Origin of the sequence: Kitasatospora sp. NPDC101801 (assembly GCF_044766665.1) — a bacterium.
In the GTDB taxonomy this organism is placed as follows: domain Bacteria; phylum Actinomycetota; class Actinomycetes; order Streptomycetales; family Streptomycetaceae; genus Kitasatospora.
The window spans coordinates 64,941-88,590 of record NZ_JBIWML010000034.1 but is presented as its reverse complement, the minus strand read 5'-3'; the positions used below and the strand labels follow the sequence as shown (position 1 = coordinate 88,590).

Annotated in this window: 25 protein-coding genes and 1 pseudogene; 6 read left to right on the top strand and 20 right to left on the bottom strand. The window is 71.9% G+C overall.

Annotation, left to right across the window (positions count from 1 at the left end; genetic code table 11):
- The 3 genes and pseudogenes from ACIRPK_RS28575 to ACIRPK_RS28565 all read right to left on the bottom strand — a co-directional run.
- Positions 1 to 239: pseudogene (locus ACIRPK_RS28575) on the bottom strand (hypothetical protein); the annotation flags it as partial.
- Positions 240 to 294: 55 nt separating this feature from the next.
- Positions 295 to 831 carry a GNAT family N-acetyltransferase gene (locus tag ACIRPK_RS28570; RefSeq protein ID WP_403043428.1) on the bottom strand — a complete coding sequence of 179 codons (537 nt, stop codon included), beginning with the start codon at positions 829 to 831 and terminating at the stop codon, positions 295 to 297.
- Positions 832 to 888: 57 nt separating this feature from the next.
- Positions 889 to 1,389: a GNAT family N-acetyltransferase gene (locus ACIRPK_RS28565; RefSeq protein ID WP_403043425.1), complete on the bottom strand. Its 501-nt coding sequence runs from the start codon at positions 1,387 to 1,389 to the stop codon at positions 889 to 891.
- A gap of 71 nt (positions 1,390 to 1,460) precedes the next feature.
- Here ACIRPK_RS28565 and ACIRPK_RS28560 point away from each other — a divergent pair, with 71 nt between their 5' ends.
- Positions 1,461 to 2,036, top strand: coding sequence for a GNAT family N-acetyltransferase (locus ACIRPK_RS28560; protein ID WP_403043422.1), 576 nt, complete (start codon positions 1,461 to 1,463; stop codon positions 2,034 to 2,036).
- Here ACIRPK_RS28560 and ACIRPK_RS28555 read toward each other — a convergent pair.
- The 5 genes from ACIRPK_RS28555 to ACIRPK_RS28535 all read right to left on the bottom strand — a co-directional run bounded on the left by ACIRPK_RS28555 (position 2,029) and on the right by ACIRPK_RS28535 (position 6,591).
- Positions 2,029 to 2,256 (bottom strand): hypothetical protein, encoded by a 228-nt coding sequence (locus ACIRPK_RS28555; protein ID WP_403043419.1) that lies wholly within the window; start codon positions 2,254 to 2,256, stop codon positions 2,029 to 2,031. The two genes, ACIRPK_RS28560 and ACIRPK_RS28555, sit on opposite strands and share 8 nt — an antisense overlap.
- A gap of 98 nt (positions 2,257 to 2,354) precedes the next feature.
- Positions 2,355 to 3,749: a type VII secretion-associated serine protease mycosin gene (gene mycP / locus ACIRPK_RS28550; protein ID WP_403043417.1), complete on the bottom strand. Its 1,395-nt coding sequence runs from the start codon at positions 3,747 to 3,749 to the stop codon at positions 2,355 to 2,357.
- 92 nt (positions 3,750 to 3,841) lie between these two features.
- Complete coding sequence (locus ACIRPK_RS28545) at positions 3,842 to 5,218, bottom strand: WXG100 family type VII secretion target (protein ID WP_403043414.1); 1,377 nt, start codon at positions 5,216 to 5,218, stop codon at positions 3,842 to 3,844.
- Between the two features lie 46 nt (positions 5,219 to 5,264).
- The gene (locus ACIRPK_RS28540; protein WP_403043411.1) at positions 5,265 to 5,744 is read right to left on the bottom strand and encodes a hypothetical protein; all 480 of its coding nucleotides are present in this window, start codon (positions 5,742 to 5,744) and stop codon (positions 5,265 to 5,267) included.
- Positions 5,745 to 5,907: 163 nt separating this feature from the next.
- A complete protein-coding gene (locus ACIRPK_RS28535) occupies positions 5,908 to 6,591 on the bottom strand; it encodes an endonuclease V (RefSeq protein WP_403043409.1) in 684 nt (227 codons plus the stop codon).
- Positions 6,592 to 6,777: 186 nt separating this feature from the next.
- On the opposite strand from ACIRPK_RS28535, the gene ACIRPK_RS28530 reads away from it, so the two are divergent.
- Positions 6,778 to 7,026, top strand: a complete 249-nt coding sequence (locus ACIRPK_RS28530; protein ID WP_403043406.1) for a hypothetical protein — start codon at positions 6,778 to 6,780, stop codon at positions 7,024 to 7,026.
- 71 nt (positions 7,027 to 7,097) lie between these two features.
- Here the strand turns inward: ACIRPK_RS28530 and ACIRPK_RS28525 are convergent, their stop codons facing one another.
- Positions 7,098 to 7,838, bottom strand: a complete 741-nt coding sequence (locus ACIRPK_RS28525; RefSeq protein ID WP_403043405.1) for an RDD family protein — start codon at positions 7,836 to 7,838, stop codon at positions 7,098 to 7,100.
- A 92-nt stretch (positions 7,839 to 7,930) separates the two neighbouring features.
- Positions 7,931 to 9,139 carry an RDD family protein gene (locus tag ACIRPK_RS28520; protein ID WP_403043402.1) on the bottom strand — a complete coding sequence of 403 codons (1,209 nt, stop codon included), beginning with the start codon at positions 9,137 to 9,139 and terminating at the stop codon, positions 7,931 to 7,933.
- Between the two features lie 227 nt (positions 9,140 to 9,366).
- Here ACIRPK_RS28520 and ACIRPK_RS28515 point away from each other — a divergent pair, with 227 nt between their 5' ends.
- Positions 9,367 to 9,783: an SsgA family sporulation/cell division regulator gene (locus tag ACIRPK_RS28515; protein WP_057237567.1), complete on the top strand. Its 417-nt coding sequence runs from the start codon at positions 9,367 to 9,369 to the stop codon at positions 9,781 to 9,783.
- 207 nt (positions 9,784 to 9,990) lie between these two features.
- On the opposite strand, the gene ACIRPK_RS28510 is transcribed toward ACIRPK_RS28515, so the two are convergent.
- The 4 genes from ACIRPK_RS28510 to ACIRPK_RS28495 all read right to left on the bottom strand — a co-directional run bounded on the left by ACIRPK_RS28510 (position 9,991) and on the right by ACIRPK_RS28495 (position 15,725).
- Positions 9,991 to 11,373, bottom strand: a complete 1,383-nt coding sequence (locus tag ACIRPK_RS28510; RefSeq protein WP_403043399.1) for a glycosyltransferase 87 family protein — start codon at positions 11,371 to 11,373, stop codon at positions 9,991 to 9,993.
- Positions 11,374 to 11,561: 188 nt separating this feature from the next.
- Complete coding sequence (locus ACIRPK_RS28505) at positions 11,562 to 13,115, bottom strand: cellulose binding domain-containing protein (RefSeq protein ID WP_403043397.1); 1,554 nt, start codon at positions 13,113 to 13,115, stop codon at positions 11,562 to 11,564.
- A gap of 469 nt (positions 13,116 to 13,584) precedes the next feature.
- On the bottom strand, positions 13,585 to 14,946 hold the full coding sequence (locus tag ACIRPK_RS28500; RefSeq protein ID WP_403043443.1) for a sensor histidine kinase: 1,362 nt from the start codon (positions 14,944 to 14,946) through the stop codon (positions 13,585 to 13,587).
- 68 nt (positions 14,947 to 15,014) lie between these two features.
- On the bottom strand, positions 15,015 to 15,725 hold the full coding sequence (locus ACIRPK_RS28495; protein WP_403043395.1) for a response regulator transcription factor: 711 nt from the start codon (positions 15,723 to 15,725) through the stop codon (positions 15,015 to 15,017).
- A gap of 156 nt (positions 15,726 to 15,881) precedes the next feature.
- Between ACIRPK_RS28495 and ACIRPK_RS28490 the strand changes: the two genes are divergently transcribed.
- Positions 15,882 to 16,415, top strand: coding sequence for a hypothetical protein (locus ACIRPK_RS28490; RefSeq protein ID WP_403043393.1), 534 nt, complete (start codon positions 15,882 to 15,884; stop codon positions 16,413 to 16,415).
- 23 nt (positions 16,416 to 16,438) lie between these two features.
- Here ACIRPK_RS28490 and ACIRPK_RS28485 read toward each other — a convergent pair whose 3' ends face one another.
- Positions 16,439 to 16,969, bottom strand: a complete 531-nt coding sequence (locus ACIRPK_RS28485) for a VOC family protein (RefSeq protein WP_403043390.1) — start codon at positions 16,967 to 16,969, stop codon at positions 16,439 to 16,441.
- Between the two features lie 181 nt (positions 16,970 to 17,150).
- Here ACIRPK_RS28485 and ACIRPK_RS28480 point away from each other — a divergent pair, with 181 nt between their 5' ends.
- Both ACIRPK_RS28480 and ACIRPK_RS28475 read left to right on the top strand, forming a co-directional pair.
- Positions 17,151 to 17,633, top strand: coding sequence for an Lrp/AsnC family transcriptional regulator (locus ACIRPK_RS28480; RefSeq protein WP_403043389.1), 483 nt, complete (start codon positions 17,151 to 17,153; stop codon positions 17,631 to 17,633).
- A gap of 149 nt (positions 17,634 to 17,782) precedes the next feature.
- Positions 17,783 to 18,544, top strand: coding sequence for an IclR family transcriptional regulator (locus ACIRPK_RS28475; protein ID WP_403043386.1), 762 nt, complete (start codon positions 17,783 to 17,785; stop codon positions 18,542 to 18,544).
- Positions 18,545 to 18,655: 111 nt separating this feature from the next.
- Here ACIRPK_RS28475 and ACIRPK_RS28470 read toward each other — a convergent pair whose 3' ends face one another.
- The 5 genes from ACIRPK_RS28470 to ACIRPK_RS28450 form a co-directional block, all read right to left on the bottom strand.
- Positions 18,656 to 19,462 carry a hypothetical protein gene (locus ACIRPK_RS28470; RefSeq protein WP_403043383.1) on the bottom strand — a complete coding sequence of 269 codons (807 nt, stop codon included), beginning with the start codon at positions 19,460 to 19,462 and terminating at the stop codon, positions 18,656 to 18,658.
- Positions 19,463 to 19,504: 42 nt separating this feature from the next.
- The gene (locus tag ACIRPK_RS28465; protein WP_057237549.1) at positions 19,505 to 20,155 is read right to left on the bottom strand and encodes an IclR family transcriptional regulator; all 651 of its coding nucleotides are present in this window, start codon (positions 20,153 to 20,155) and stop codon (positions 19,505 to 19,507) included.
- 333 nt (positions 20,156 to 20,488) lie between these two features.
- On the bottom strand, positions 20,489 to 20,965 hold the full coding sequence (locus ACIRPK_RS28460; protein WP_403043380.1) for a DUF2752 domain-containing protein: 477 nt from the start codon (positions 20,963 to 20,965) through the stop codon (positions 20,489 to 20,491).
- 2 nt (positions 20,966 to 20,967) lie between these two features.
- Positions 20,968 to 21,201 (bottom strand): TM2 domain-containing protein, encoded by a 234-nt coding sequence (locus ACIRPK_RS28455; protein ID WP_403043378.1) that lies wholly within the window; start codon positions 21,199 to 21,201, stop codon positions 20,968 to 20,970.
- Between the two features lie 430 nt (positions 21,202 to 21,631).
- Positions 21,632 to 23,452 (bottom strand): DEAD/DEAH box helicase, encoded by a 1,821-nt coding sequence (locus tag ACIRPK_RS28450; protein WP_403043441.1) that lies wholly within the window; start codon positions 23,450 to 23,452, stop codon positions 21,632 to 21,634.
- Positions 23,453 to 23,650: the final 198 nt, after the last annotated feature.

Below are 23,650 nucleotides of genomic sequence, written 5' to 3'. Positions count from 1 at the left end.
GCGAACACGACGTGACCGTCGAGACCAGCACCGACCGCATCACGGGCGACCTCACCAAGTGGATGGCCGCCCGCGCTTCCTAAAACACGGCCTAGGCCCGGCAGGCCGGCCGTGACGTCGTACAGGTGGGGGTGCACCGGGTACCGGGCGAACGGCCCGACCGTGAACCCGGCGCCGTCGCCGCGGTCGCCGGTGCGCTGCCATCGGGCGACGCCCACCGCTGCGAAGGCCAGGGCCAACTGCGCGACGATGGGCAGGAGTTCGGCAGTAACCGAACGCCGGGATCCCGCCGCCTCAGCCGACCGACCCGGCTGCCTCGGCCCCTTCGGGCCCTTCAGCGCCGGCGAGCGGGAGGTACATCACCAGCAGGTCGACGTAGCCGAGTTCGGGGTGCAGGAAGCCTTCCGGCACGGCAGCCAGCACCGTGAACCCGAACGACTTCCACAGCTCCACCGCCCGGGTGTTGGTCGACACCACCGCGTTGTACTGGATCGCCCGGTAGCCGTCCGCCCCGGCCTGCTCGATCACGTGCGCGCAGAGCGCCCGGCCGACCCCCTTGCCCCCGTGCGCGGCGTCCACCATGAACCCGGCGTTGGCGATGTGCGAACCCGGACCCATCTGGTTGGGGTGCGTCTCGGCGCTGCCCAGCACCGTGCCGTCCGCCGCCACCGCGACCACCGTCCGGCCCGGCGGCCGCTTCATCCAGATCTCCCGGGCCAGTTCCTCGGAGATGTCCCGGGGCCAGGTGAAGGTGTCGCCGGCGGCGACGATCCGGTGCAGGAAGGGCCAGATGGCGGGCCAGTCGGCCGCGGTCGCCTCACGAATGATCACCCCGGCAGTCTGCCCCGCGCAGCCGCCGGAGGCGAACCGTTTCCGGAACGGACCTGGTCAGCCGAGTGCCTTGGCGAACCAGACCTCCGCGTACGGGTCGTCCCCGTACGGATCGGTCGGCCGGTACCCGAGGCTGCGGTACAGCCCGATCGCCTCGACCAGGTCCTTCCGGCTGTTCAGCCGGACCAGCCCCGCCCCGTGCATCCGGGCCAACTCCTCGGCCGCACCCACCAGCCGGGCCCCCGCCCCGCCCCGGCGGGCCGCCTTCCGGACGTACATCCGGGTCAGCTCCGCCTCACCCTCGGCCAGGCCCGCCCCCTCCCGGCGCAGCCCCACGCAGCCGACCGGCTCGGCCCCGTCCCGCGCCACCAGCAGGGCTCCCCGGGGCTCCCGCAGATCCGCCCCGTCGCCCAGTACCCGGGTGATCTCCGCATGGGTCGCCGGGCGCCCGTAGTAACGGCTGGCGAGCTCGTCGACGTACTCGTACAGGACCGTCGCCGCGTCCGGGTGGTCCACGGCCGTCAGCGAGATCTGCCAGTTCAGGGGTGCGGTGCTCATGCCGCCATTCTCCCGGCGGCGGCAACCGATTTCCGGTGGCGCCGACGCCCTACCGTAGGTAGAACTGCCCGGTGATCAACGACGCAGCCCTCCTGCCCAAGCCGACGCTGACCGGCCGACACCTCCGCCTGGTCCCGCTCACCGTCCGGCACGCCGAGCACTTCTGGCACGCCACCCAGGACCCCGAGATCCGCCGACTCACCGGCGCCCGGCGGGAGTTCACCCTCGCCGAGATCGAGGAGTGGTGCACCACCCGCGCCGACCAGCCCGACCGCCTCGACCTCGCGGTCGAGGACCTGGACGGCGGCTACCTGGGCGAGCTCGCCCTGATCGACCTGGACCGCGACAACCGGTCCGCCGCCTTCCGGATCGCCCTGGTCCCGACCGCCACCGGCCGGGGCCCCGGCACCGAGGCCATCGGCCTGCTGCTCGACCACGCCTTCACCGCCATCGGCCTGCACCGCGTCCACCTGGAGGTCTACGACCTCAACCCCCGGGCCCAACGCGCTTACCAGAAGGCCGGCTTCACCCTCGAAGGCCGCCTCCGCGAGTCCCACCACTGGGACGGCCACTGGCACGACACCCTGCTGATGGCCGCCCTGTCCACCGAACACCGAGCGGCCACCCCGACACCCGCCGCTACTTGACCGTGCAGGTCGACTCGACGGACGTGGCCGGCAGCCCCACGAGCGCCTGTGCCCACCCCAGCAGATCCGAACAGACCTTCGCCTCCTCGGCATTGGCCGGCGGATGCCCCTCACTCCCCTCGGCCGCCGCCACCCCCGGGGCGGCCAGACTCACCGCGAGCAGGAGCACCGGCAGGACGGACTTCAGACGGCGGCTGTACGTGTGACTGCGACTGCGCATAACGGGACGGCCCTTCGGGTGCGATGGCATGACTGACTGGCCATCAGTACCCGAAGGGCCGCACCCCGAACGGGGATTGTCCGCCATTCGTGGGCGTGTCAGCGGTAAGGGTTGCCCCCACCGCCGGGCTGCGGCGGGTACGGCTGCTGCGGAGGCTGCTGACCCCCGTACGGGGGCTGGGGCGACTGCGGTGCACCGTACGGCTGCTGCGGTGGATACTGCGGGAACTGCTGCTGCGGCGCACCGCCCCCACCTCCACCGCCGTACGGCGGCTGACCACTACCCCCACCCTTGTTCCGCCGGGCCAGCACGATCACGCCGCCGACCACCACAACGGCCAACAGCCCGACGATCGCCCAGACAAACACCGGGATCCCGCCGTCACTCTGACTCTTCGGTGCCGCCGCCTGGTTGCCACCGGCCGTACTCCCGTCGGCCGGAGCGGACGGCTGCGGGGAGGCCGAGGATCCCTCCGGCTGACGCTGCGACTCGGGCCGCGACAGCAGCGGGTTCTCCTTCGGGCCGTTGTCCACGGCAGGGTTGGCGGCCAACGCCTTCTGCGCCGACGCGATCCCGTAGCCGTAACTGTCGTTCGGCTGCTTCTGCCCCTCGGGCATCACCGCCGATTTGATCAGCCGGTTGATGACCTGACCGGCCGACAGTTCCGGATACTTCGATCGCACCAGCGCCGCAATCGCGGAGACATAGGCAGTCGCGTCGGACGTGCCGTTCCCGGAGTGATATCCGGTCGGCGAGGCGAAGTCAGCAGAGTAGATCTCCACCCCGGGGGCCACGAGCGTCAACTCGGGACCCTTGTTCGACTTGTCCCAAACCTTCCCCGTTTTATCGACAGCACCTACAGCCACAACGCCGGGCACAGCCGCCGGGTAGCTCACCGGCGTGTCATGGTTCCCAAGGTTTCCGGCTCCTCCTACCAGTACGACGTCCTTGTCAACGGCGTACTTGATGGCTTGGCGCACATCATCGAGCGCTCCGCCGGTGAAGGACATGTTGATTACCTTGGCACCATGGTCAACAGCGAACCGGATCCCCTCAGCCAAGCGGTCCTTCTCGCCTTCACCCGTTTCCCCCGAAGCCGTAATCGCGATTTTCACGGGAAGGATCTTGGCCTTAGGGGCAAGGCCGATTACACCTTCCTGATTCCCGTGGCCTCGGGCAGCGATCAGGCTTGCCATGGCCGTTCCGTGGCCATTCGTGTCAACTCGCCCGTCACTTTGTCCTCCGGAGAGGTCGATGCCAGGCAGGATCTGCCCCGTGAGGTCTTGGTGACCCGCGGCAACGCCACTGTCGATTACCGCCACGATGACATTCTCGCCCTGGCTGATCGGCCACACCTTAGCCTCGGCGTCAAGCTTGGCGATCGCCCACTGCCCAGCGCGGATGTTGTCAGCAGCAGCTGGTCCGGAGACGGTACCCCATAGGAGTGATCCCAGAACGAGTACTGTTGCTCCCCGGATCTGCCGACTGGTCATAAACCCTCGTCACTCCACTCAATGGAAAAATGTGCGCCACTCTGAGGATGGGCAGGGTGCTGCGCCCCTGCCCATCCCGTCACCTTCTTGCTTTACTCCACAACGTTGGGATTGGTCGGCTGCCCGACTGCCCACGTTTCCTCGTCCTCGACGAGAAAGTCCGGGCGACGCTTCCCGTTCTTGTCCTTGTCCTTCTTGCCTGACTGCGCAGTGCCGGGCATGCCGCCGCCCGAGGCACCAGCAGCCTGACCTGCCTGCGCGCGACCACGGCCGAGACCTGATCCACCTTCGGTGAATGCCCCGCGCCCACCGGCTCCCGAGCCGACCGCGCCTTCCGTGCCACCTGCCCGCCGAGCTGCACTCGACCCTGCTCCGCCGGAAGACCCGCCGCTGCCTGATCCACCGGCACCTGCGCCTTGCATCCCCGAAGCGCCAAACGCGCCGCTCCCTCTGCCCGCAGACCCTGCGGTCGCCCGCCGGAAGTCAGAGTCGCCTGATCCACGTGTTCCGTTGAACCCTCCTGAGGACCCCTTAGGTGTTCCACCTGAGGACCCACCAATGACTCCAGAACCGCCAAGGTTGCCTGTCGGACCTGCTCCCGTTCCCGGACCGGCGCTGTGGCCTGTGGATGGAGCAGAAGCGCTACCCGCCGGCTTCGGGCCGACGGCAACTCCGTCAATACCAGTACCTGATCCGAACGGCGCCGGAGACTGCGGCTTCGGAGGCGGATTCGCAGTACCACCCTTGATCCCCGGATCCGTAGGACCACTGGGTTGAGCCTTCTTCGGCGGCTGGACACCAGGAGGACTCACTGACCCGGTCGCCCGAGTCTTGACCGAAGCTCCGCCCCCGCTGTTCGCGCCAGCAAAACCCAAACCAGTGCCCATGATCAGACTGCTGAGAACTGCTGGCCCGGACGAGTCCGGAGGCGGGATGGAGTCCCAGTCTTCAACTCGCCCGCGGGATGGCGGCTTCAGGTAGTCGGTTGCCGTGCGGTAGCGAGTTGCCAGAAGGTTCATGACCGCAACTGCCTGAGCCTTCTTCTCGTCAGTGACGGCAGTCCTGGTGTCTTCGTTGTCGGTGCCCGTGGCAGATGCGGCTGTGTCACCGATGGCATCGGCCGCCTTGGACCAGAAGCCGGGCTCCTCCGGCATCGTGCGCTTGGCTTCATCGATGGCGCCCGACATCAACTCAAGGGTGACAGCAGCGTCATTTGCATAAGCCGCAACGTTGTTGATGCTTGTCGCGAGCTTTGTCATCCTGGTTTGAAACGCTTCGCTGCTGGAACCTTCCCATGTCGTGGTGGCATCCGACGATGCAGTGGTCAGGGAAGTTCGAATCTGCTTGAGAGTGTCACTGGCCCGCCGCCAAGGGTCAGCTGCAGACATGATGCCGCCAGAATCCATGCTCCCGACCATGCGGCGGAGATCGCCATGGCTGTAGCCATTGAAGTTGGTGTACTCGCTCACGAGTGGGTGCCTCCTGTCCGCCGGAAAATGCTGGATGCTGGGGTGCTCACCATGTTGACTGAGGTTCGCCGCTGCCTGCCGGGGCCGCTCCGCTAGGCGGGTTGGGATTCGGCTGAGGGGCACTGGAGCGCGAAGTTGATGAGTTGTAACCGACCTGCGTGCTCGTGGTGCTGCCGACCGACCAACCATCCGAGTTCAGCTTGAGACCACGGGTGGTCTCAAGCTCCTGCTCCTCATAGTTGCCAGCGGTGAGGTCCGCTTTGCGTTGAGCCTCGTCGATGGCGTCCTGGAGAAAGTTCATGACGTCGCGGAGGCTGTCCCGCATCGTCTCGTACTTGTCGAACAGCGCCTGCGCCTCAGGAAACGTCCCGAAGGCCGACCGACCGACCCCGCTCTGCCCGTGCGTTCGGCTGCCGTCCGCACGGGCCTGGAACTCGTCCAGCAGCCCCCGTACCTGCGACGCGAACGCCCGTAGGTTGTCGACCTCGACGCGGTAGCCGGCACCGCCACCGTTCCCCGTGCTCACGACTGTCCTCCCCCATGGAGCCAGGGCTGGACTGGTATGCCCTGGTATCAACTGTTCCGGTACGACCCGGTCTTGAGGACACGGGCCTACAACCCTCATGTCTAACACATACGGCTGTCGGCCTGAACGGCGACGTGACGGTGCGCGAGCGATTGGTACCGAATCAGGACACGGCCGCGGCCAGCGCCCGTCGGCAGAGTGCGTCGGCCCGGCGGGTCGTCTCCGGCTGGCGGTAGCCGGCCGTCAGGTCGAGGGTGGTGGCCACGGATTCGGCCAGGCCGATGCGGTGGCCGACCGAGACGAAGACCGGCTTGGTGCCTGCGCGGGTGCGGAGGGCGGCACCGACCTCCTCACCCGTCTCGGGGTCGAGCAGCGGCGCGGTGGCACCCCGCTCCGCACCGGGCTGGTCGAACACGAAGGTGAACGGCGTCTTGGCGACGCCGAGCGTACGGAGGCCGGTGAGCACGCCCAGGTGGCTGGCGAGCCCGAGGCGGCGTGGGTGGGCGAGGCCGTACCCGTCGCAGACCACCAGGTCGGGGGTGTGCCGGAGACCGGCCAGGGCGTCCAGCACGGTGGGGAGTTCGCGGAAGGCGAGCAGGCCGGGGACGTACGGGAAGCTGATCCGCCCGGTCGCGGTGGTCTCCTCCACCACGGTCAGGGTGGGCAGGGAGAGCAGGACCGCCGCCGCGACCACCACGTCCCGGTCGTCGTCGTAGGCCACGTCCACGCCGGCGACCAGGGCGTCGGCGGCCGGGACGGGGCCGGACGGTTCGACCAGGCCGCGCAGGCGTTGCTGCACGGCGAGGGCCTCGGCCTCGGTGGTGGGCCAATCGGCGGGCACGGGCATGGACTTCCCCCAGACGACTACGGCTGTTCGATGCCACCGTACCCAGGAGCCGATGAGCCGAGTGAGCCCGTGCGCCCCCGTTGTCGGCCGAAGGCGTACTTGTCCGGGCCGAGCGCGGGGTACACCGTGGTAAGGCAAGGCTCTCTCCCCCGGCAGCGCACGGCTCATGCGAAGGACGGTCCCGTCATGTCGCGTCCCACCATCGCCCAACTCACCACCGGCACCCTGACCATGGTGGCCGCGGCCGCAGTGCTGCTCGCCGTCTCCGGGTCGCGGGGGGTGTTCGAGATCGCGGTGCTGGTCGCCTTCGCGGTGGCGCTCGGCACCCTGTCCACCGCGCTGCTGGTGACCGTCGCGGCCCAGCGGCGGGCCGCCGCACCGCACCAGCCGCAGGCCCGCCCGGCGAACACCCCCGAATACGCGGCGCACCGCTGACGCACCGGCGTCGACGGACGCAGCGGGGCCCGTGAGCCGACATACCGCCGCTCACGGGCCCTGAAGCGCGCTCAGACCGTCGAGACCACCACGGTCTTGGCGGCCTTGTCGTGGAGGCACTGGCGGTACGGCTTGTCGAAGACACCGAACAGCCCGTCCACCGGCCACCACAGTCCACCGCAGCAGATCACCGCCGGGAGCACGAAGGCCGCCGCCCGGGTCCAGGCCGCGCCGCTGGGCGGGGCGCTGCCGTCGATCAGCATCGCGACCCGGATCTTCATCAGCTTCTTGCCGAAGGTCTGACCGTCCCGGCTGAGCATGATGCCCTCGTAGACCAGGTAGAGGGCGTAGCCGAGCCAGGCCGCACCGACCCAGCCGTTCTGGTCGCCGAGGTTGGCGAACGGGAGCACCACCACCACCGCGACCGCCTGGACCAGCAGGAAGTCGATCAGGCGGGCCACGATCCTGGCCCCCCAGCCACCGAGCGGCGGCATCCCGGGGACCGGGCCGGCGCCCGCCTGGTACGGGACGCCGGGGGCGGGCGGCGGGGGCGGCACGCCGTACGGGGTCCCGTCGTAGCCACCGGGCGCCCCGTACGAGCCGGGCGCACCGTACGGGCCGGGTGCGCCGTACGGGCTGCCGGAGGGCGGCGGTGTGCCGTAGGGGTCGGCGGCCGACGGAGGCGGGGGCGGTGCGCCGTACGGATCGGACGGCGCACCCTGCGGCCCACCCGACTGCGGGGGTTGCTTGTCGAACGAGGGCTTGTCGCCCCCCTCCGGCGCGGGGTCTGACGAAGGGTCATGGGTGCTCATGAACCGAGTAGAACATCACGGATACTACGATGTTGGGATATTTAGTCCGTTTTGCCCCATCGGGCCACCCCCTGCGGCGCACTGAGGACCGGTCAGGCGCGCACCACCCGGGTGCGCGCCGCCCGGTCCGGCCAACCACGCCGGGCGGTCCGGTCCCGCAGCGGCGCCAGCACCCCGACCAGCGAGAGCACCGCCAGTTGCCGGACCAGCCACCGCAGCGCCGAACGGCCGAACGTCGGCGCGAGGGCGGCGCGCGTCAGGTCGGCGACCCGGATACCGACCAGGCGCTTGCCGAAGGTCTGGCCGGTCCTTGCGACCGGCAGCACCTCGTAGAGCAGCGCGGCCAGGACCAGGATGCCGAGCAGTGCGCCCACCCGGCCGAGCACGAACCCGTCCACTAGCCAGACCCGTACCTGGCGGCCTTCGTGGCCCACAGTCGTCAGCTTGGCCTGCGTGACCTTGTCCTGGACGTGGGCGATCACCGAGCCGATGATCGGCACCCCCGCCGCGACGGCGACCAGGGCGAGCGCCACCGTGTCGATCAGCCGGGCCACCGCGCGGCGGCCGAGACCGGCGGGGAGCGGGGCCGGCGGCTTGCGGGCGGCGGGGCGGCGCTGCGCGGGCGGCCGTGTGCTGGCGACGGGCGCCCGTCCGGGTGCGGGCGCCTTCGCCACGGTCGGCGTCCGTGCCACGGCAGGCGGCGGTACGGCGGCCGGGCGGGTCGCTGCCGCCGTCGGCTGAATCGTCCGTTCCGGGGACGGGGCTGGGGCCGGGGCAGCAGCAACCGGGGGCGGGGTCGACGTGGGAAGGGTCGTGGCGGGTGCGCCCCAGGAGACCACCTCGGGCTGCGGGGTCGGCGTGGCCTGCCAGGCGGTGACCGCCGGCGGCTCCTGGACGGTCTGCTGCAACTCCCGCTCCGCATACGGTGCGAGCGTGAAGGACGCGCCGCCGGTGGTCTGATCGAAGAAGACCGGTCCGGTCTCCTCGGCGATCGGACCCGACCGCATCGACGGATCGGACCGGACGGACGGCACCGACTGCGGTGGCTCCACCCGCGCGTGCGCCCGGACCACGGGCCGGGGCGGCGGCGCGGCCGGGGCGAACGTGTCGGGCGCCCGAGGGGTGGCCCCCCGGGGCGGCAGCAGCGATTCACCGGCGGGCGGGGCCGGGCGACTGGTGCCCGGCACCCAGGCGGAGCCGCCCCAGTAGCGGACGAAGCCGGGTACGGACGGGTCGGGGTAGTAGCCCGGCGCCGGGTCGAGGGCTGTGTCCAGGTCACCGGCGAGGGGCCGATCCGTCATGGGGGTCTCTTTCCTGGCAGCACCGTGGAGCGGACGGCCCGTCAGCGCCCGTGCGCGGGCGGACAGTCGTCGAGCAGTCACAAAGGGTAGTGCCTCAAGGGCCCGACGGCGGGCAGTTGGTCAATTCCAGGACGTCGGGCGAAAGCGTGTAAGAGCTTCGCCGGAGCTCACTCTCTCCTGGTGCAGGGGCTCGGAGGCGGGCCCACGACACCGAGAGGAACCTGGTCATGGAGCGGTCCACGAGCGTCATCGAGCACGAACTCGAACTCAACCTGGTGCTGTCCCCGGAGCGAAGCGTCCCGGTCCCGGCGCGGCTGTCGTACGGCAGCCACGACCCGTTCGCCGTGCACATCACCTTCCACCTGGACACCGGCACCCCGGTGACCTGGGTGTTCGCCCGCGAGCTGCTGGTCGAGGGAACCTTCCGGCCGTGCGGTCAGGGGGACGTGCGGATCTGGCCGACCCGCTCGGGGCGGCGCAGCGTGCTCTGCATGGCGCTCAGCTCCCCGGCCGGTGACGCCCTCCTGGAGGCGCCGCTGCCCGCCGTGGCGGCCTGGCTGGAGCGGGCGCACCGCCTGGTGCCGCCGGGCGCCGAGCTCGCGGCCCTGGACCTCGACCACTCGCTGGCCGAACTGCTCGCGTGAACATAAGCGGAGAGGTGAACGCCCACTCAGGCGTGAACCTCGCCCCCGCCGTGAACGCCACCCCGAACGTGAACATTGCCCCAGCGTGAATGCCGTCCTCGACGTGAACGCCGCCCCCGACGTGAACGTCAACGCCGACGCGAACCCGCGCAAGCCCCCCGACCTGAGCAGCGGCCCCGCCGGAGTGACCCCCGGCGCCGACACCCCTCAGCGCTGCCGCAGCGGCTCAGCCACCTCGGCGGACGTGCGCTGCCGGGGCAGACGGATCAGCGGCGCCCCCGCCGCCCGCCGCCGGGAGCGGATCCGCAGCGCGGCGACCGCCAGGAAGCACAGTCCGGTGAGCGGGTAGACCGCCGCCGGGAGCTGGGCCAGCGGCGACAGGTGAAGGTCGAGATCACCCTTGTGCGGGACGACCCACATGCCGAAGCTGAGGAAGGCGAGCAGCGTGGCAGCGAAGATCGGCCGCCACCGCAGCCGCCGGATCGCCGCCGGCCGGGAACGCTCGTGCGCGGCCTCGGCCGCCAGCAGCACCAGCACCGGCACGCACCAGACCCAGTGGTGGGTCCAGCTGATCGGCGAGATCAGCACCGCCGTGACCGCCGCGCAGCAGACACCCCATGCTTCGGCCCGGGGCAGCCAGCGCGCACTGCGGAAGGCCCACGCCGCCGTGGACAGCCCGGCGATCGCGACCAGTGCCGCGACCGCGGTGGCGACGATGCCCGGGTGGGGCGTGTGCAGCAGCCGGGCGACCGCGCCGCTGATCGACTGGTTGTCGACGATCTCGGTCTTGCCGACCCGCGAGGAGTCGTAGAGGTACTTGGTCCAGAAGCCCCAGGTCGCGTCGGGGAGGACCAGAGCGCCGAGCAGGAAGGTGCCGAGGAAGGTGGCCCCGGCCACGAAGGCGGCCTTGACCCGGCCGGTGACCAGCAGGTAGACCGCGAACAGGCCGGGGGTGAGCTTCATCCCGGCCGCGATGCCGATCGCCACGCCCTTGGAGCGGCGGGAGTCCGGGCGGGTCAGGTCCCAGAGGACCAGGCAGGCCAGCGCCAGGTTGATCTGCCCGTACCGGAGCGTGGTGAAGACCGGTTCCAGCCAGACGCCGAGCCCGGCCACCAACACCACGCCGACCGCGCGCAGGTCCCGGCGGGGCCAGCCGACCAGGCGGAAGGACAGGTGCGCGAACAGGGCCAGCAGCGCGACGTTCCCGACCGTGATCGCCACCCGCAGGAACCCGATGCCGAACCAGGTGGTCGGCACGAACAGCATCGCGGCGAACGGCGGATAGGTGGCGGGCAGGTTCCACTCGGTCACCCGGAGCCCGTACAGGTCCTGGCCGTTCGCGACGGCGGCGCCCTCGGCCCGGTAGACGATCATGTCGACCATCGAGGTGCCGACGAAGTGCCGCACCGTCGCGTACGTCAGCAGCGAGAACAGCGCCACCGCCGTGGCGATCGCCAGCGGACGGCGGGGGGCCTCCCGAAGCGCGCGAACGGGGGCACCGAGGGCGGTGGCCACCCGACGTCCGGGCGTGACCGGGGCAGCGGGGGCGGGCTCCCGGGGGGCCCTGCGCTGCTCTTGCGCCGTTGTCACGTATTAGCTCCGTCCGCAGGTCGACCAGCTAGTGACCTTACCGGACCACCGGAAACCCGCGACTCGGCAGCATCCCGGCGATCCGGGCGGGGTCCGCGCCCGGGGCCTGGACCTGGGCCGGGACGACGAGCGCGGACCGGGGGCGCCGGCGACCGACGAGCGGTCGGCGGCGCCCCCGGCGGGACAGGTCAGCCCGTGTAGGCACCGAACGCCCGGGTGAAGTCCAGCGGCTGCTGGACGATGCTGCTGCAACTGGCGTCGGCGTACGCCTTGGCCCCGCCCGCGCAGGCCTTGTCCCGGGTGCCGGACCACATCGCCAGCCAGGCCAGGTGCTTGGTCTTGGCGAACTCGGCGAGCTGGGTGGCGTCGGCCACCGTGAAGACCTCGCTGGCCACGTCGTTCACACCGATCATCGGGGTGACCGCGACCTTGGCCCAGGCAGCGGCGTCGGCCAGGCCGAGCACGCTCTTCAGCTGTGCCTGGGTCGCGGTGGCCGCGTCGATCGCGTACTTGCCCATCCGGCCCTGCGGGTTCGGGGCGGCACCGTCGCCGTAGTCCATCGCCATGATGTTCACCGCACCGATCGCCACACCGTTGCTCTTGGCGTTGCCGACCAGGTTCACGCCGTCCTGGGTCAGGCCGCTGGGGAGGGCCGGCAGGGTGTAGGAGACGTCGAGGGTCCTCCCCTTGGCGGCGGCGTTCTTCTGCAGCTGGACGATCGCCTGGGCCCGCCGGGTGTTGGCGGCGGTGTCGCCGAGCACACCGCCCTCGACGTCGAAGTCCACCCTGGTCGCGCCGTACGCGTCCACGGTCTTCTGGTACGCGGCCGTCAGCTCGGCCACCGAGGAGCAGGCCGTGGCCAGCTCGCTGCCGTTGGCCCCGCCGAACGAGATCCGGACGTCGCCGCCGAGCGCCCGCAGGGCACCGATCTGCGCGGCCACCGCGTCGGTGGCCAGGTCGCTGACGCCACCCCACTTCGGGGTGCAGCCGCCGCCGGAGACCACGAAGGCCAGGGTGTAGTGCTTCACGCCGGTCGCCTTGGCGGTGGCCACAAGGTCGAACGGCGGGTAGAGCGAGGTGTCCACGTACGGCGCGAAGTGACCCGACGTCAGCACCGGCGGCGGCGTACTGGCCGACGCGCTCGGGGTCGGGGTCGGGGCCGCGGTGGGAGTGGGCTTTGCGCTGGTGGGAGCGGTGGTGGGAGTGGGGGTGGGAGTGGGGGACGCGGTCGGCGTCGTACTCGGGCCTGCGGTGGTCGGGCGGCCCGAGGGAGTGGGCGGGGTGGTGGAGCCCGCCTTGCACGGGGCGTCGTTGATCAGACAGTTGGCGGGCTCGGCCTGGGCCGCACCGCTGCCCTGCACCACGAAGCCGACGTCCAGGGACTTGCCCGGCTCGATCCGCTTGCCCCAGTCCTGCGGCTTCACGGTGACGTGCCGGCCGGCGGCGGTGAAGGTGGCGTTCCAGAGCGAGTCGATCCGGGCGCCGTCCGGGAGGTCGAAGCTGAGGGTCCAGCCGTCGATCGCCTTGCTGTCCGGGTTGGTCACCAGGTACTGGCCCGTGTAGCCGGTCTCCCAGCTGCTGGTCCTGCTGTACAGCGCTCCCGGGGACGCGGCGCTGGCGGAGGCGGCGAAGGTCACCACGGCGCCGCCGACGATCGCGGTGGCGATGGCGGAGGCGCCGATCACCGTGCCCTTGCGGCTGCGGCGGCGGTGCCCGGAGCGGCGGGTGGGCTGGTTCGTCATGGGCAGAGACCTCCGGCTGAGTGACCGTCAACCGGGGCCCCACGCCACCGGCCCGGCCGACGCTAGCGCCGCCCCACCGGCCCCGGACGCCGCCTCAGCCACCCCAACACCTCCGTTAGGGAACGCTTAAGGCTTCGCTCTGGCAGGCGCTCAACGGTCGACCACCCAGAGGCTCGGGGCTGCACCATAGGCAGGCGCTCAACGGTCAACCACCCAGGGGCTCGGGGCTGCACCATAGGCAGGCGCTCAACGGTCAACCACCCAGGGGCTCGGGGAACTGCGAGGAGAGCTGGCGTTCGGGTCACTGCGAAAGTCCCTGACCACGCACGGACGGATCACCTTGCACGAGGCCGGCGTCGCAGTTCCCCGAGCCCCTGACTACGTAGCGGGCTGAGCACCTGCCAAAAGCCGACGGCGCCCGCGGGGCGGAGCCGCACAACAACAGAGCCCCGAGCCCCCGGAGGGTGCGTCAGCGGCGTTTGCGGGAGAGCCGGGGCAGCGCGGGGCGGGTCTCCAGGCGGAGCCGGAGTTCGGCGCCGCCGAGGACTGCGGAGCGGCCCAGGGCGAGGTCCCCGCCGGTGGTTTCGGCGAGCTTGCGGACGATGTCGAGGCCGAGGCCGGTGGAGCCCTCGCCGCCCTGGCCCTCGCCGCGGCGGAGGGCGGCGTCGGGGTTGGCGAAGCCGGGGCCGGCGTCGCCGACCAGGACGATCACGGAGCCTTCGGTGACCAGGACGTCGACCGAGAAGGCGGTGCCGACGGCGGTGTGCCGGAAGACGTTGCCGAGCAGCGCGTCCACGGCGGCCGCCAGGTCACCGCGCTGGACCGGTACGGGTGCGGTGCCCTCGGCGCCGGCCAGCTGCCAGCGGCGGCCCTCGTCCTCGGCCAGGGCGGACCAGAAGCCGACCCGGTCCCGGATCACCTCGGCGGCGTCGCAGCCGAACGCCACCGAGGGGACGTCCTCGGGCGAGCGGCGCGCGGTGCGGATGATCTGGTCCACCTCGCGCTCCAGTTGGGCCACGGCGTGCCGGGTGGCGTCGACCGCGTCGCCGGTGCCGAGCGAGGCGGTGTTCAGCCGAAGGACCGTCAGGGGGGTGCGCAGGCGGTGCGAGAGGTCGGCGGCGAGTTCGCGTTCGGCGGCCAGCAGGTGGACCACCCGGTCGGCCATCGCGTTGAAGGCCAAGGCGGCCTCCCGGAGTTCCTCGGGGGCGCCGTCGGCCTGCCGGCCCTCGACCGGGACCCGGACGGCGAGGTTGCCGCTGCCGAGCGAGCGGGCGGCGGTGGCCAGCCGACGGGCGGAGCCGACGATCCGGGCGCCCATCCGGTCCGCCACCAGCACCGAGATGGCCACCAGGGCGAGCGCGACCAGCGAGAGCACCAGCCAGGCGGTGGCCACCCCTCGGGTGAGGTCTCCCCCGGCGACGTACACCTCGACCACGGCGACCCGCTGGGCGTCCACCGCGACCGGCTGCAGCAGGACGAAGCCGCCCGGGGCCCGGTCGATGAAGGACTGGCCCTGGCCGGCCGCCGTGCCGACCGCGAGCTGGGAGGCCCGGCCGTGGCCGACCACGGTGCCGGGGCCGAAGCCGGTGATCGGGAGGTGGACGGCCATCTTCTCCTGCGCGCCCGCGTCGGTGCTGGCCAGCGCGCGGGCGATGGCGTCCTGTTCGGTGGTGATCGCCAGGGCCGGTCCGAGCGCGGCCGCCTGGCGTTCGGCCGAGACGAAGGCGCGGTCCCTGGCGGTCTGTTGGACCATCAGGCCGAGCGGGATCAGGAAGGCCAGCGCGACCATCGTGGTCCCCGCCACCGCCGCCTTGATCAGCGCCCAGCGCAGCGAGTGCCCGCTCCGCCCGACGCCACCGGCGGCCTCGGCGTCATCCCCGGCGGCCCGGCTGCGCCGCCTCACGTCGGCCCCCCGGCCTCGAGCCCCGGCGCCGGGGCCTCCAACCGGACCCCGACGCCCCGGACGGTGTGCAGGTAGCGCGGCTTGGAGGCGGTCTCGCCGAGCTTCCGGCGCAGCCAGGACAGGTGCACGTCGATGGTCTGGTCGCCGCCGTAGGTCTGCCGCCAGACCTCGGCCAGGATCTCCTTGCGCGGCACCACCACACCCGGCCTGGCGGCCAGGAAGGCGAGCAGGTCGAACTCACGCCGGGTCAGGTCCAGCGGCCGGTCGTCCAGTACGGCCTCCCGGCGCTGGGCGTCGATGGCCAGCCCGCCGACCCGGAGCACCTGGGCGACCGGGGCGGTGCCGCCGCCGAAGCGGCGCAGCACGGCGGCCATCCGGGCCGTCAGGTGCTCGACCGAGAACGGCTTCACCAGGTAGTCGTCCGCACCGTCGTTGAGCAGCCGGACGATCTCGGCCTCGTCGTCCCGGGCGGTGGAGATGATCACCGGGACGTTGGTCAGCCCCCGGATCATCTTGAGCGCCTCGCTGCCGTCCAGGTCGGGCAGGCCGAGGTCGAGGATCACCAGGTCGCAGCCGACCTGGGCGACCTCGCGGAGGGCTTCCAACGCGGTGCCGACGCTGCGGACCGCGTGGCCCGACTCGGCCAGGTGCCGGATGAGGGCGGAGCGTACGAAAGGGTCGTCCTCGACCACGAGCACTGTTGCCATGGGGCCGCAGGGTACGCCATTCGGGTGGATTGGTCTGTACCTCGGGGCGGTTCCAGGACGTTCCGCGACCGCCCCGGTGTCATTTGTGCAACTTCCCTGCCGATTCGCTGACCTGCACTCCTACCGATCACGACGGTACGGCAGGATGTGCACGCGATGCGGAACGGACTGGTACAGCTCGGCGCCTGGACGGCGGCCACGGGGGCAGCGGTGGCGCTGTCCTGGCTCGGCGTGCACGCGGTGCTGACCGACGCCGCGTTCGAGCAGCCCTCGGCCCTGCCGCTGCCCTCGGCGGCGGCCCGGACCTCCGACGCACCGTCCGACGCGGCGTCAGTTCCGGTGCCGCCCGCGGCCGTGCCGAGCCCCGCCGCCGGCTCGTCCGGCCCGGCGCCGACGGCCGCGACCACCCCGGTGACCTCCCCGGCGGCCAGGCCGAGCAAGAAGGCCGTGCCCGCCGCCACCCCGACCGCCTCGGTGAAGAGCTTCCGGGTCCCCGGCGGGCGGGTCGCGCTGGACATGCAGCCGACCAGCGCCGAGCTGGTGTCCGCGACCCCGGACCAGGGTTGGCAGATGCAGCTCTGGCAGGGCGACCAGTGGCTCCGGGTGGACTTCTCCAGGGACGGCAGCACCAACTCGGTCTTCGCCACCTGGAACGGCCACCACCCCGACGTGCAGACGGTGGTGCGCTGACCCGCAGTCCCCCGGAGCGGCGCTCAGCCCAGGATGCCCGGCGGCGGCGTGAGGTAGCCGGGCAGGTAGGGCCCGGGGTAGGCGGTGCGCTCGACCAGCAGGTGGTGGGACGGCCCCGGGGTGCCCAGGGTGGCCAGCACGACGGTGCCGTAGCGGTCGGTGAGCTCCTGCGGTTCGGCCACCGAGAGGGCGCCGCGGTCGACCGCGTAGTCGTACGCGGCGTAAGCGTCGGGCACTTCGATGACCAGGTCGAGGATGGTGTCGCCGTGCCGGGCGACGTGCCGGGCGATCCGTTCGGCCCGCTCGGTGAAGGGGTGCAGCGCGGAGCTGACGACCAGTCGGGTGGAGCCGGACTCCAGCACGAAGGAGAGGGTGTCCGGCCGGCCGGTCTCCGGTCCGGCGTACGCGGTGCACCGCATGGCCAGCGCGGCGCAGTAGTAGCGGGCGGTGCGGCGGGCGTCCCGGACGGCGAGCACCGCGTCGGTGCGCAGGGCCGGGAGCGGACCGGTCTCGTCCGGGTGGAGGGCGAGCGCTGCAGTCGAGCCGTCGGTCAACGAGAACCTCCCCGGTTGGCCTCGTGGCGCGGTGTGGGGGCCCGCACCACGAGGCGGTGGAGGGAGCGTGCCGCCCGGACCGGCGTTGCGCAACTGTTCCGATTTCCGCTGGGCAAGCTGCGCGACCGGGCCGGACAATGACAGGCGTGGCTGGACAGATTGCCCATCGAACGGAGCCCCCGTGCACACCCCGAACGACGCGATCGACGCGCTGGACGGCAAGTTGATCAGACTTCTCAGCGAGGAGCCCCGGATCGGGGTGCTGGAGTGCTCCCGCCGGCTCCAGGTCGCCCGGGGCACCGTGCAGGCCCGGCTGGACCGGTTGCAGGCCCGGGGCGTGATCGGCGGCTTCGGCCCCCAGGTGGACCCGGCGGCGATCGGCTACCCGGTCACCGCCTTCGCCACCCTGGAGATCTCGCAGGGCCAGGGGGTGGACGTCCGGGCCCATCTGACCTCGGTGCCCGAGGTGCTGGAGCTGCACACCATCACCGGGCAGGGGGACATGCTGGTCCGGATCGTGGCCCGGTCGAACGCCGACCTCCAGCGGGTGATCGACCGGGTGGTGGGTTTCGACGGGATCGTCCGGGCCTCGACCGCGATCGCGCTGGAGAATCCGGTGCCGTTCCGGATCATGCCGCTGGTGGAGCAGGCCGCCCGGGAGTGAGTCCGCGGGTCGGCAACACGGGCCCGATTTGGCATATGCCAGCGGCTCGTGCGCGTAAAGATCACAGTCATGAGACCGATGACGACATCTGACCACCCGCCGGCTCACGCCTCGTCAGCCCCCGGGCCCCGCCCGGCCGGAGGGGCCCGGTGAGCCCGGCCGTCGGCGCTCCGCCGACCCTGATCGCCTCCGCCCAGCGCGCGCTGCGCCTGCTGGAGGCGGTCGCCCGCTATCCGCGCGGCGCCACCGCCAAGCAGCTGGCCCGGGACACCGGGCTGGCCCTGGGCACCGCGTACCACCTGCTCCGCACCCTGGTGCACGACTGCTACCTGGAACGCCGGGAGGGCCGCTACCTGACCGGCCCTGCGGTCGCCGGGCTCAGCCGGGAGGAGAGCCCGGCCGCCGGACAGCGGCGGCTGGACCGGCTGCTGCGGCGGCTCAGCGACGACCTGGCCGCCGCCGTCTACCTGTCCAGGTACCACCGGGGCGAGATGGTGCTGGTCGCGGCCCAGTCCGCGCCGGGCGCCCCCACCGTCGACCCGCGGGACTTCCCGGCCGCCGCGCACGCCACCTCGGCCGGCAAGACCCTGCTGGCCCTGATGTCCGCCGAGGAGCGGCGGTCCTACCTGACCAGGTACCCGATGGTCGCCTTCACCCCGTACACCCTGCGCGACCCGGCCCAGCTGCCGCTGCTGCCCCGGCAGGGGCCGCAGCGGGCCGCGCCGATCACCCAGTACCAGGAGTTCGTGCTCGGCACCGCGGCGGCGGCGGTGCCGATCGTGGCCGGCAGCGGGCTGGCCGCCGTCTCGGTCTCGCTGCCGATGACCCAGGCGCACCGGTTACCGCAGATCGCCGCACAGCTGCGGACCAGACTGAGCGACGACTTCGCGTCGATCGCCTTCGGGCTGTGACCGCACCGGTCTGAGCCGACCCGGCCGCCGGAAGGGCGGCCTGACGGCCGGGCGAACGGGGCCGCGCCCGGCCTCCACGAGCCACCCGGGTATCCGCGTCCCGACGGGGCGTCAGCAGGCGGGCACCGTACCACCGGTGTTCAGAGCGGTCAGAGCAGCGACCGCGCCCGCCAGGGTCTCCACCGGCACCAGCCGCAGTCCGGCCGGGGTGTTCACCTCGGCCGACGAGCACTCGCTCCTCGGCACCAGGAAGACGGTCGCGCCGTCCCGGGCGGCCGCCCGGGTCTTCAGCGGCACACCGCCGACCGCGCCGATGTTGCCCTCGTCGTCGATGGTCCCGGTCCCCGCGATCACCCGGCCGCCGGACAGGTCGCCGCCCTTGCCGTCGCCCGCCAGCTTGTCGACGATGCCCAGCGCCAGCAGCTGGCCCGCGCTCGGGCCGCCGATCGAGCCCAGGTCGACCTTCACCTTCACCTGGCTCGGCGACAGCTTCAGGTACTTCAACGCCGCGACGGTGGCACTGTCCTGGGACTCCGTCATCTGCTCCGCCGTCACCTGCTCGGCCTTGACCGGATCCCGCTGCGGGTAGACCGCCTCGGACGGCAGCACCGCCTCGTCCGGGTTCAGCCAGGCGCCCAGCGCGGTGAACAGGCCGGTCCGCTCGCCCGGGTTGGTCGCCGAGATGGTCACCATCCGCAGCTGCCCGGCGGTCTGCCGGACCGGCGCCCCGGTGACGGTCAGCACCGGCTGACCCTCGTACGAGCCGAGCACGTCCGCCGTGGTCCCCGGCATGGTCAGGGTGAACGGCAGCGGCACGAAGGCCGCCGTGCCGAACAGCGCCGCGACCAGCACCCCGCACAGGGTGAGCGCACGGGTCTTCGGACGGGTCAGCACCGGGGGCAGCTTCGCATCGGACACACCGGAATCGTACGGGGCGACCCCGCCGGGCGGCGGCACCGACTACCGGAGGGCGTCGGCCACCTCGGTCGCCGCCTCCACCACCCGGGGGCCGACCCGCTCGGGCACCAGCCCGTTCAGCATCACCACGCCGACGCTGCCCTCGATCCCGCTCAGCCCGAGCAGCGCCGCCGCCGCACCGCTGGCGCCGGACTGCTCCTCCGCCCGGGTGATCACGAAGCCCTGCTCGGGGCGCCGCTGGCCGGGGAAGTTCCGGGCCTCCAGGATCGCCCGGCCGGCCGCGCTCTCGTCCAGCGGGTGCCGCAGGCCGGTCCGGTACGCGACGTGGAAGTCGGTCCAGCTCGGCTCCACCACGGCCACCGCGAGCGCCTCGGCGCCGTCGACCAGGGTCAGGTGGGCGGTGGCACCGAGATCCTCGGCCAGGCTGCGCAGCGCGGGCAGCGCGGCCTCCCGGAGCAGCGGGTGCACCCGGTGGGCCAGCCGCAGCACGCCGAGGCCGACCCGGGCCCGGCCGCCGATGTCGCGGCGGACCAGCCCGTGCTGCTCCAGGGTGGCCAGCAGCCGGTAGACGACCGTCCGGTTGACGGCCAGGCGGGCCGCCAGCTCGGTGACCGTCAGGCCGCGCTCGGAGTCGGCCAGCAGTTTGAGGACCCGGACGCCACGGTCCAGGGTCTGGGAGGTCTCGGCAGTCACGACGCGCGTTCCTTTCTGCGGCGGTCACCGGCTTCCGGGCAGGCCGGGGCCTGACCCGGCGGTCCGGGTGCTACGCGCAGGTGGGGTGTCCGCCCTGGAGCTGTCCGTCGGCGTCGTCGACGAACGGACAGTCCTGCGGTGCCCGTCTCGGGGTGGGGTGGGTCGTTCGAGAGAGCGTGGGGAGAAAGTAGTGAAAGAGAGGCACGCTGCGAAAGGGTCTGTCCAAAATTCGGGCAAGATCTGTTATCGAACGGCGCGCAAAACCGGACAACACCCCCATTCTCCTGGGCCTTTTCCGTGCACCAGTTCGAACGCAGTCCGGAGTCCGGACAGTCACCCGAGGTTGCGCCCGACCGTCCAGAGCACCGCGACGGTCAGGACGGCGGCCGAGCCGCGCGGGCCGAGCCGGACCCGGAAGCGCCGTCCGGCCAGACCGTGCCGGAGCCAGTTCGCGTAGAGCACCGCGAGCAGCGGAAGGGTGAGCAGCAGCGCGGCGTTGTCCGCCCAGGCCGCCGCGAGGTCACCGTGCAGCAGGTCGTAGGTCATCCTGGTGGCGCCGCAGCCGGGGCAAAACAGGCCGGTCAGCCGGCGCCAGGGGCAGAACGGCAGCAGCTGCCCGGGCAGGTGCGGATCGCGGGACCAGAGGTACCGGGCGCCGATCGCCCCGGCGAGCGGCACGGCCAGCGGCAGGGCGGCGGCGCGCAGCCGGCCGGCCGCGGAGCCGTCCCGGCCCCCGGACCTGCCGGGACCCCCGGCCCGGGTGACGTCACCGGGCCGGGGGTCGGGACGCCGTCGGCGTACCTGGGGCATCGTCAGCCGGCGAGCTTGCGGCCCTGGGCGTCGGTGCGGTCGTTGCTGACCAGGAAGATGATGCCGTCGATCAGCGCCCAGAAGCCGAGGCCACCGCAGGTGAAGAGCTGGGCGAGCGCCATGCCGGTGTGACCGGTGTAGAAACGGCCGACGCCGAAGCAGCCGAGGAAGAGCTGGAGAACGCCGGCAACGATCTTCGACTTGTCGGACAGCTCGGGGGAGGCGGTGTTGGCCACGATCGGTTCTTCTCCTTCTGGCGGCCCACCGGAAATGGGCATGGTGAGGCCGCGTCAAAAATCAATGGGTGCGCCGGTCGATCGCGCGGGAAATCCTGCGGTGCGATCCGGCACGCGGAACGCTAGCGGATTACCGCATCCCATGTCTAAGTAAAATCTGACCGGGAAACGGCATTGTCGTAACGTTTCCACAACGCCCCGTCAGATCACCACGAGAGGACCACGGTGACCGCCGCGCCCCGGCTCTCCACCCCGAGTTCTGCGTGGACGGTGGTGAAATGGCTTTTCGCCGTCGCCTCGCCGGGTGAATAGCCGGGCCGCTATCTGACGGTTCGACAGGCCGGCCGCCGGCCGCCGCCGGGCCTCGCCGTCACCGGCGGCCGGGATATCCGAACCCCACCGACATCGTTCTGCCCCCACCGGGGACCGGTCAGTTGGCCCACTCGCGAACCTTGGCGATCCTGGCCTTCAGCTGGTTGGCGGTCGCCTGGGCGGTGAGCGGCCCGCCGCACTGCCGGCGCAGCTCGTTGTGGATGGTGCCGTGCGGCTGGTTGGTCCGGTGGTGCCAGGCCGCGACCAGGCCGTTCAGCTCCTTGCGCAGGTCGCGCAGCTCCTGATGGGTCACCACCGGGCGCTGCTCGGCCGGGAGTTCCAGCAGGTCGGCCTCCTCGGCCGGCTTGCCCTTGGAGCGCTGGATCTGCCGGGTCTGACGTTTCTGCAGCAGCATCTGCACCTGGTCCGGCTCCAGCAGGCCCGGGATACCGAGGTAGTCGTCCTCCTCCTCGCTGCCCGGGTGCGCCTGCATCCCGAACTCCATGGAGTTGTAGAGCACCCGGTCGAAGACCGCGTCGGAGCCGATCGCCTCGTAGCTGAACTCGTCGCCGCCGGCGCCGTCCGGGCCGTCGTTGGCCCGCTCGGCCTCGGCGAGCAGCCGGTCCTCCTCGTCGAAGAGGCCGTCGCCCTCCTTCTTCGGCCGGTCCAGCACGTGGTCGCGCTGCAGCTCCATCTCGTTGGCGAAGCCGAGCAGGGTGGGCACCGTGGGCAGGAAGACCGAGGCGGTCTCGCCGCGCTTGCGGGCCCGGACGAACCGGCCGACCGCCTGGGCGAAGAACAGCGGGGTGGAGATCGAGGTGGCGTACACCCCGACGCAGAGCCGGGGCACGTCGACGCCCTCGGACACCATCCGGACCGCGACCATCCAGCGGGAGGTGCCCGCCGCGTAGTCGGAGATCCGCTGGGACGCCTCGGTCTCGTCCGAGAGCACCAGGGTGACCTTCTCGCCGGAGATCTCGCGGAGGATCTTGGCGTAGGCGCGGGCCACGTTCTGGTCGGTGGCGATCACCAGGCCGCCGGCGTCCGGGATCGCCTTGCGGACCTCGGTGAGCCGCCTGTCGGCGGCCGCCAGCACGCTCGGGATCCACTCGCCCTGCGGGGCCAGCGCGGTCCGCCAGGCCTGCGCGATCAGGTCCTTGGTCATCGGCTCGCCGAGCCGGGCCTCCAGCTCGTCGCCGGACTTGGTCCGCCAGCGCATGTTGCCGCTGTAGGACAGGAAGATCACCGGGCGGACCACGTGGTCGGCCAGCGCGTGCCCGTAGCCGTAGGTGTAGTCGGCGACCGACTTCCGCAGCCCGTCGGTGTCCTGCTCGTACTGCACGAACGGGATCGGGTTGGTGTCCGAGCGGAACGGCGTCCCGGTCAGCGAGAGCCGCCGGGTGGCCGGCTCGAACGCCTCGAAGCAGGCCTCGCCCCAGGACTTGGAGTCACCGGCGTGGTGGATCTCGTCCATCACCACCAGGGTCTTCCGCGCCTCGGTGCGGTTGCGGTGCAGCATCGGGTTGACCCCGACGCCCGCGTAGGTGACCACGATGCCGTGGTACTCCTTCGACAGCGGCCCCGAGGAGTAGGCCGGGTCGAGCTTGATCCCTATCCGGGCGGCCGCCTCGGCCCACTGCTTCTTCAGGTGCTCGGTCGGCGCGACCACGGTGATCTGCTGCACCAGGTGGTTGTGCAGCAGGTAGGAGGCCAGGGTGAGGGCGAAGGTGGTCTTACCGGCGCCGGGGGTGGCGACCGCGAGGAAGTCCCGCGGCTGCTTCTCGACGTACTTGTCCAGCGCACCCTGCTGCCAGGCCCGGAGCTTGCCCGCCGTGCCGTACGCGGCGCGGCTCGGGAAGGCCGGGGACAGGTGGTGCGAGCCCACGCCGACGGCGCGGACCGGCGCGTGCGGGTCGGCATCCGAGAACAGCGGGGCCATGGCGGAGGAAGCGGCAGTACTCACGGTCTCCGAAGGGGGATCATCGCAGGTCAGGGCCTATGCGGCAGGCCCGCCCCGCAGTCGGACAGCGGTCGGACAACCCGCCTAGCCTACCGGCAGCGGCTCCGGTCGGCCGCCCGACACGAGATCCGCGGAACCGCCCCGGATCGCACCGCCGTCCGGGTCTCCCCCACGGCG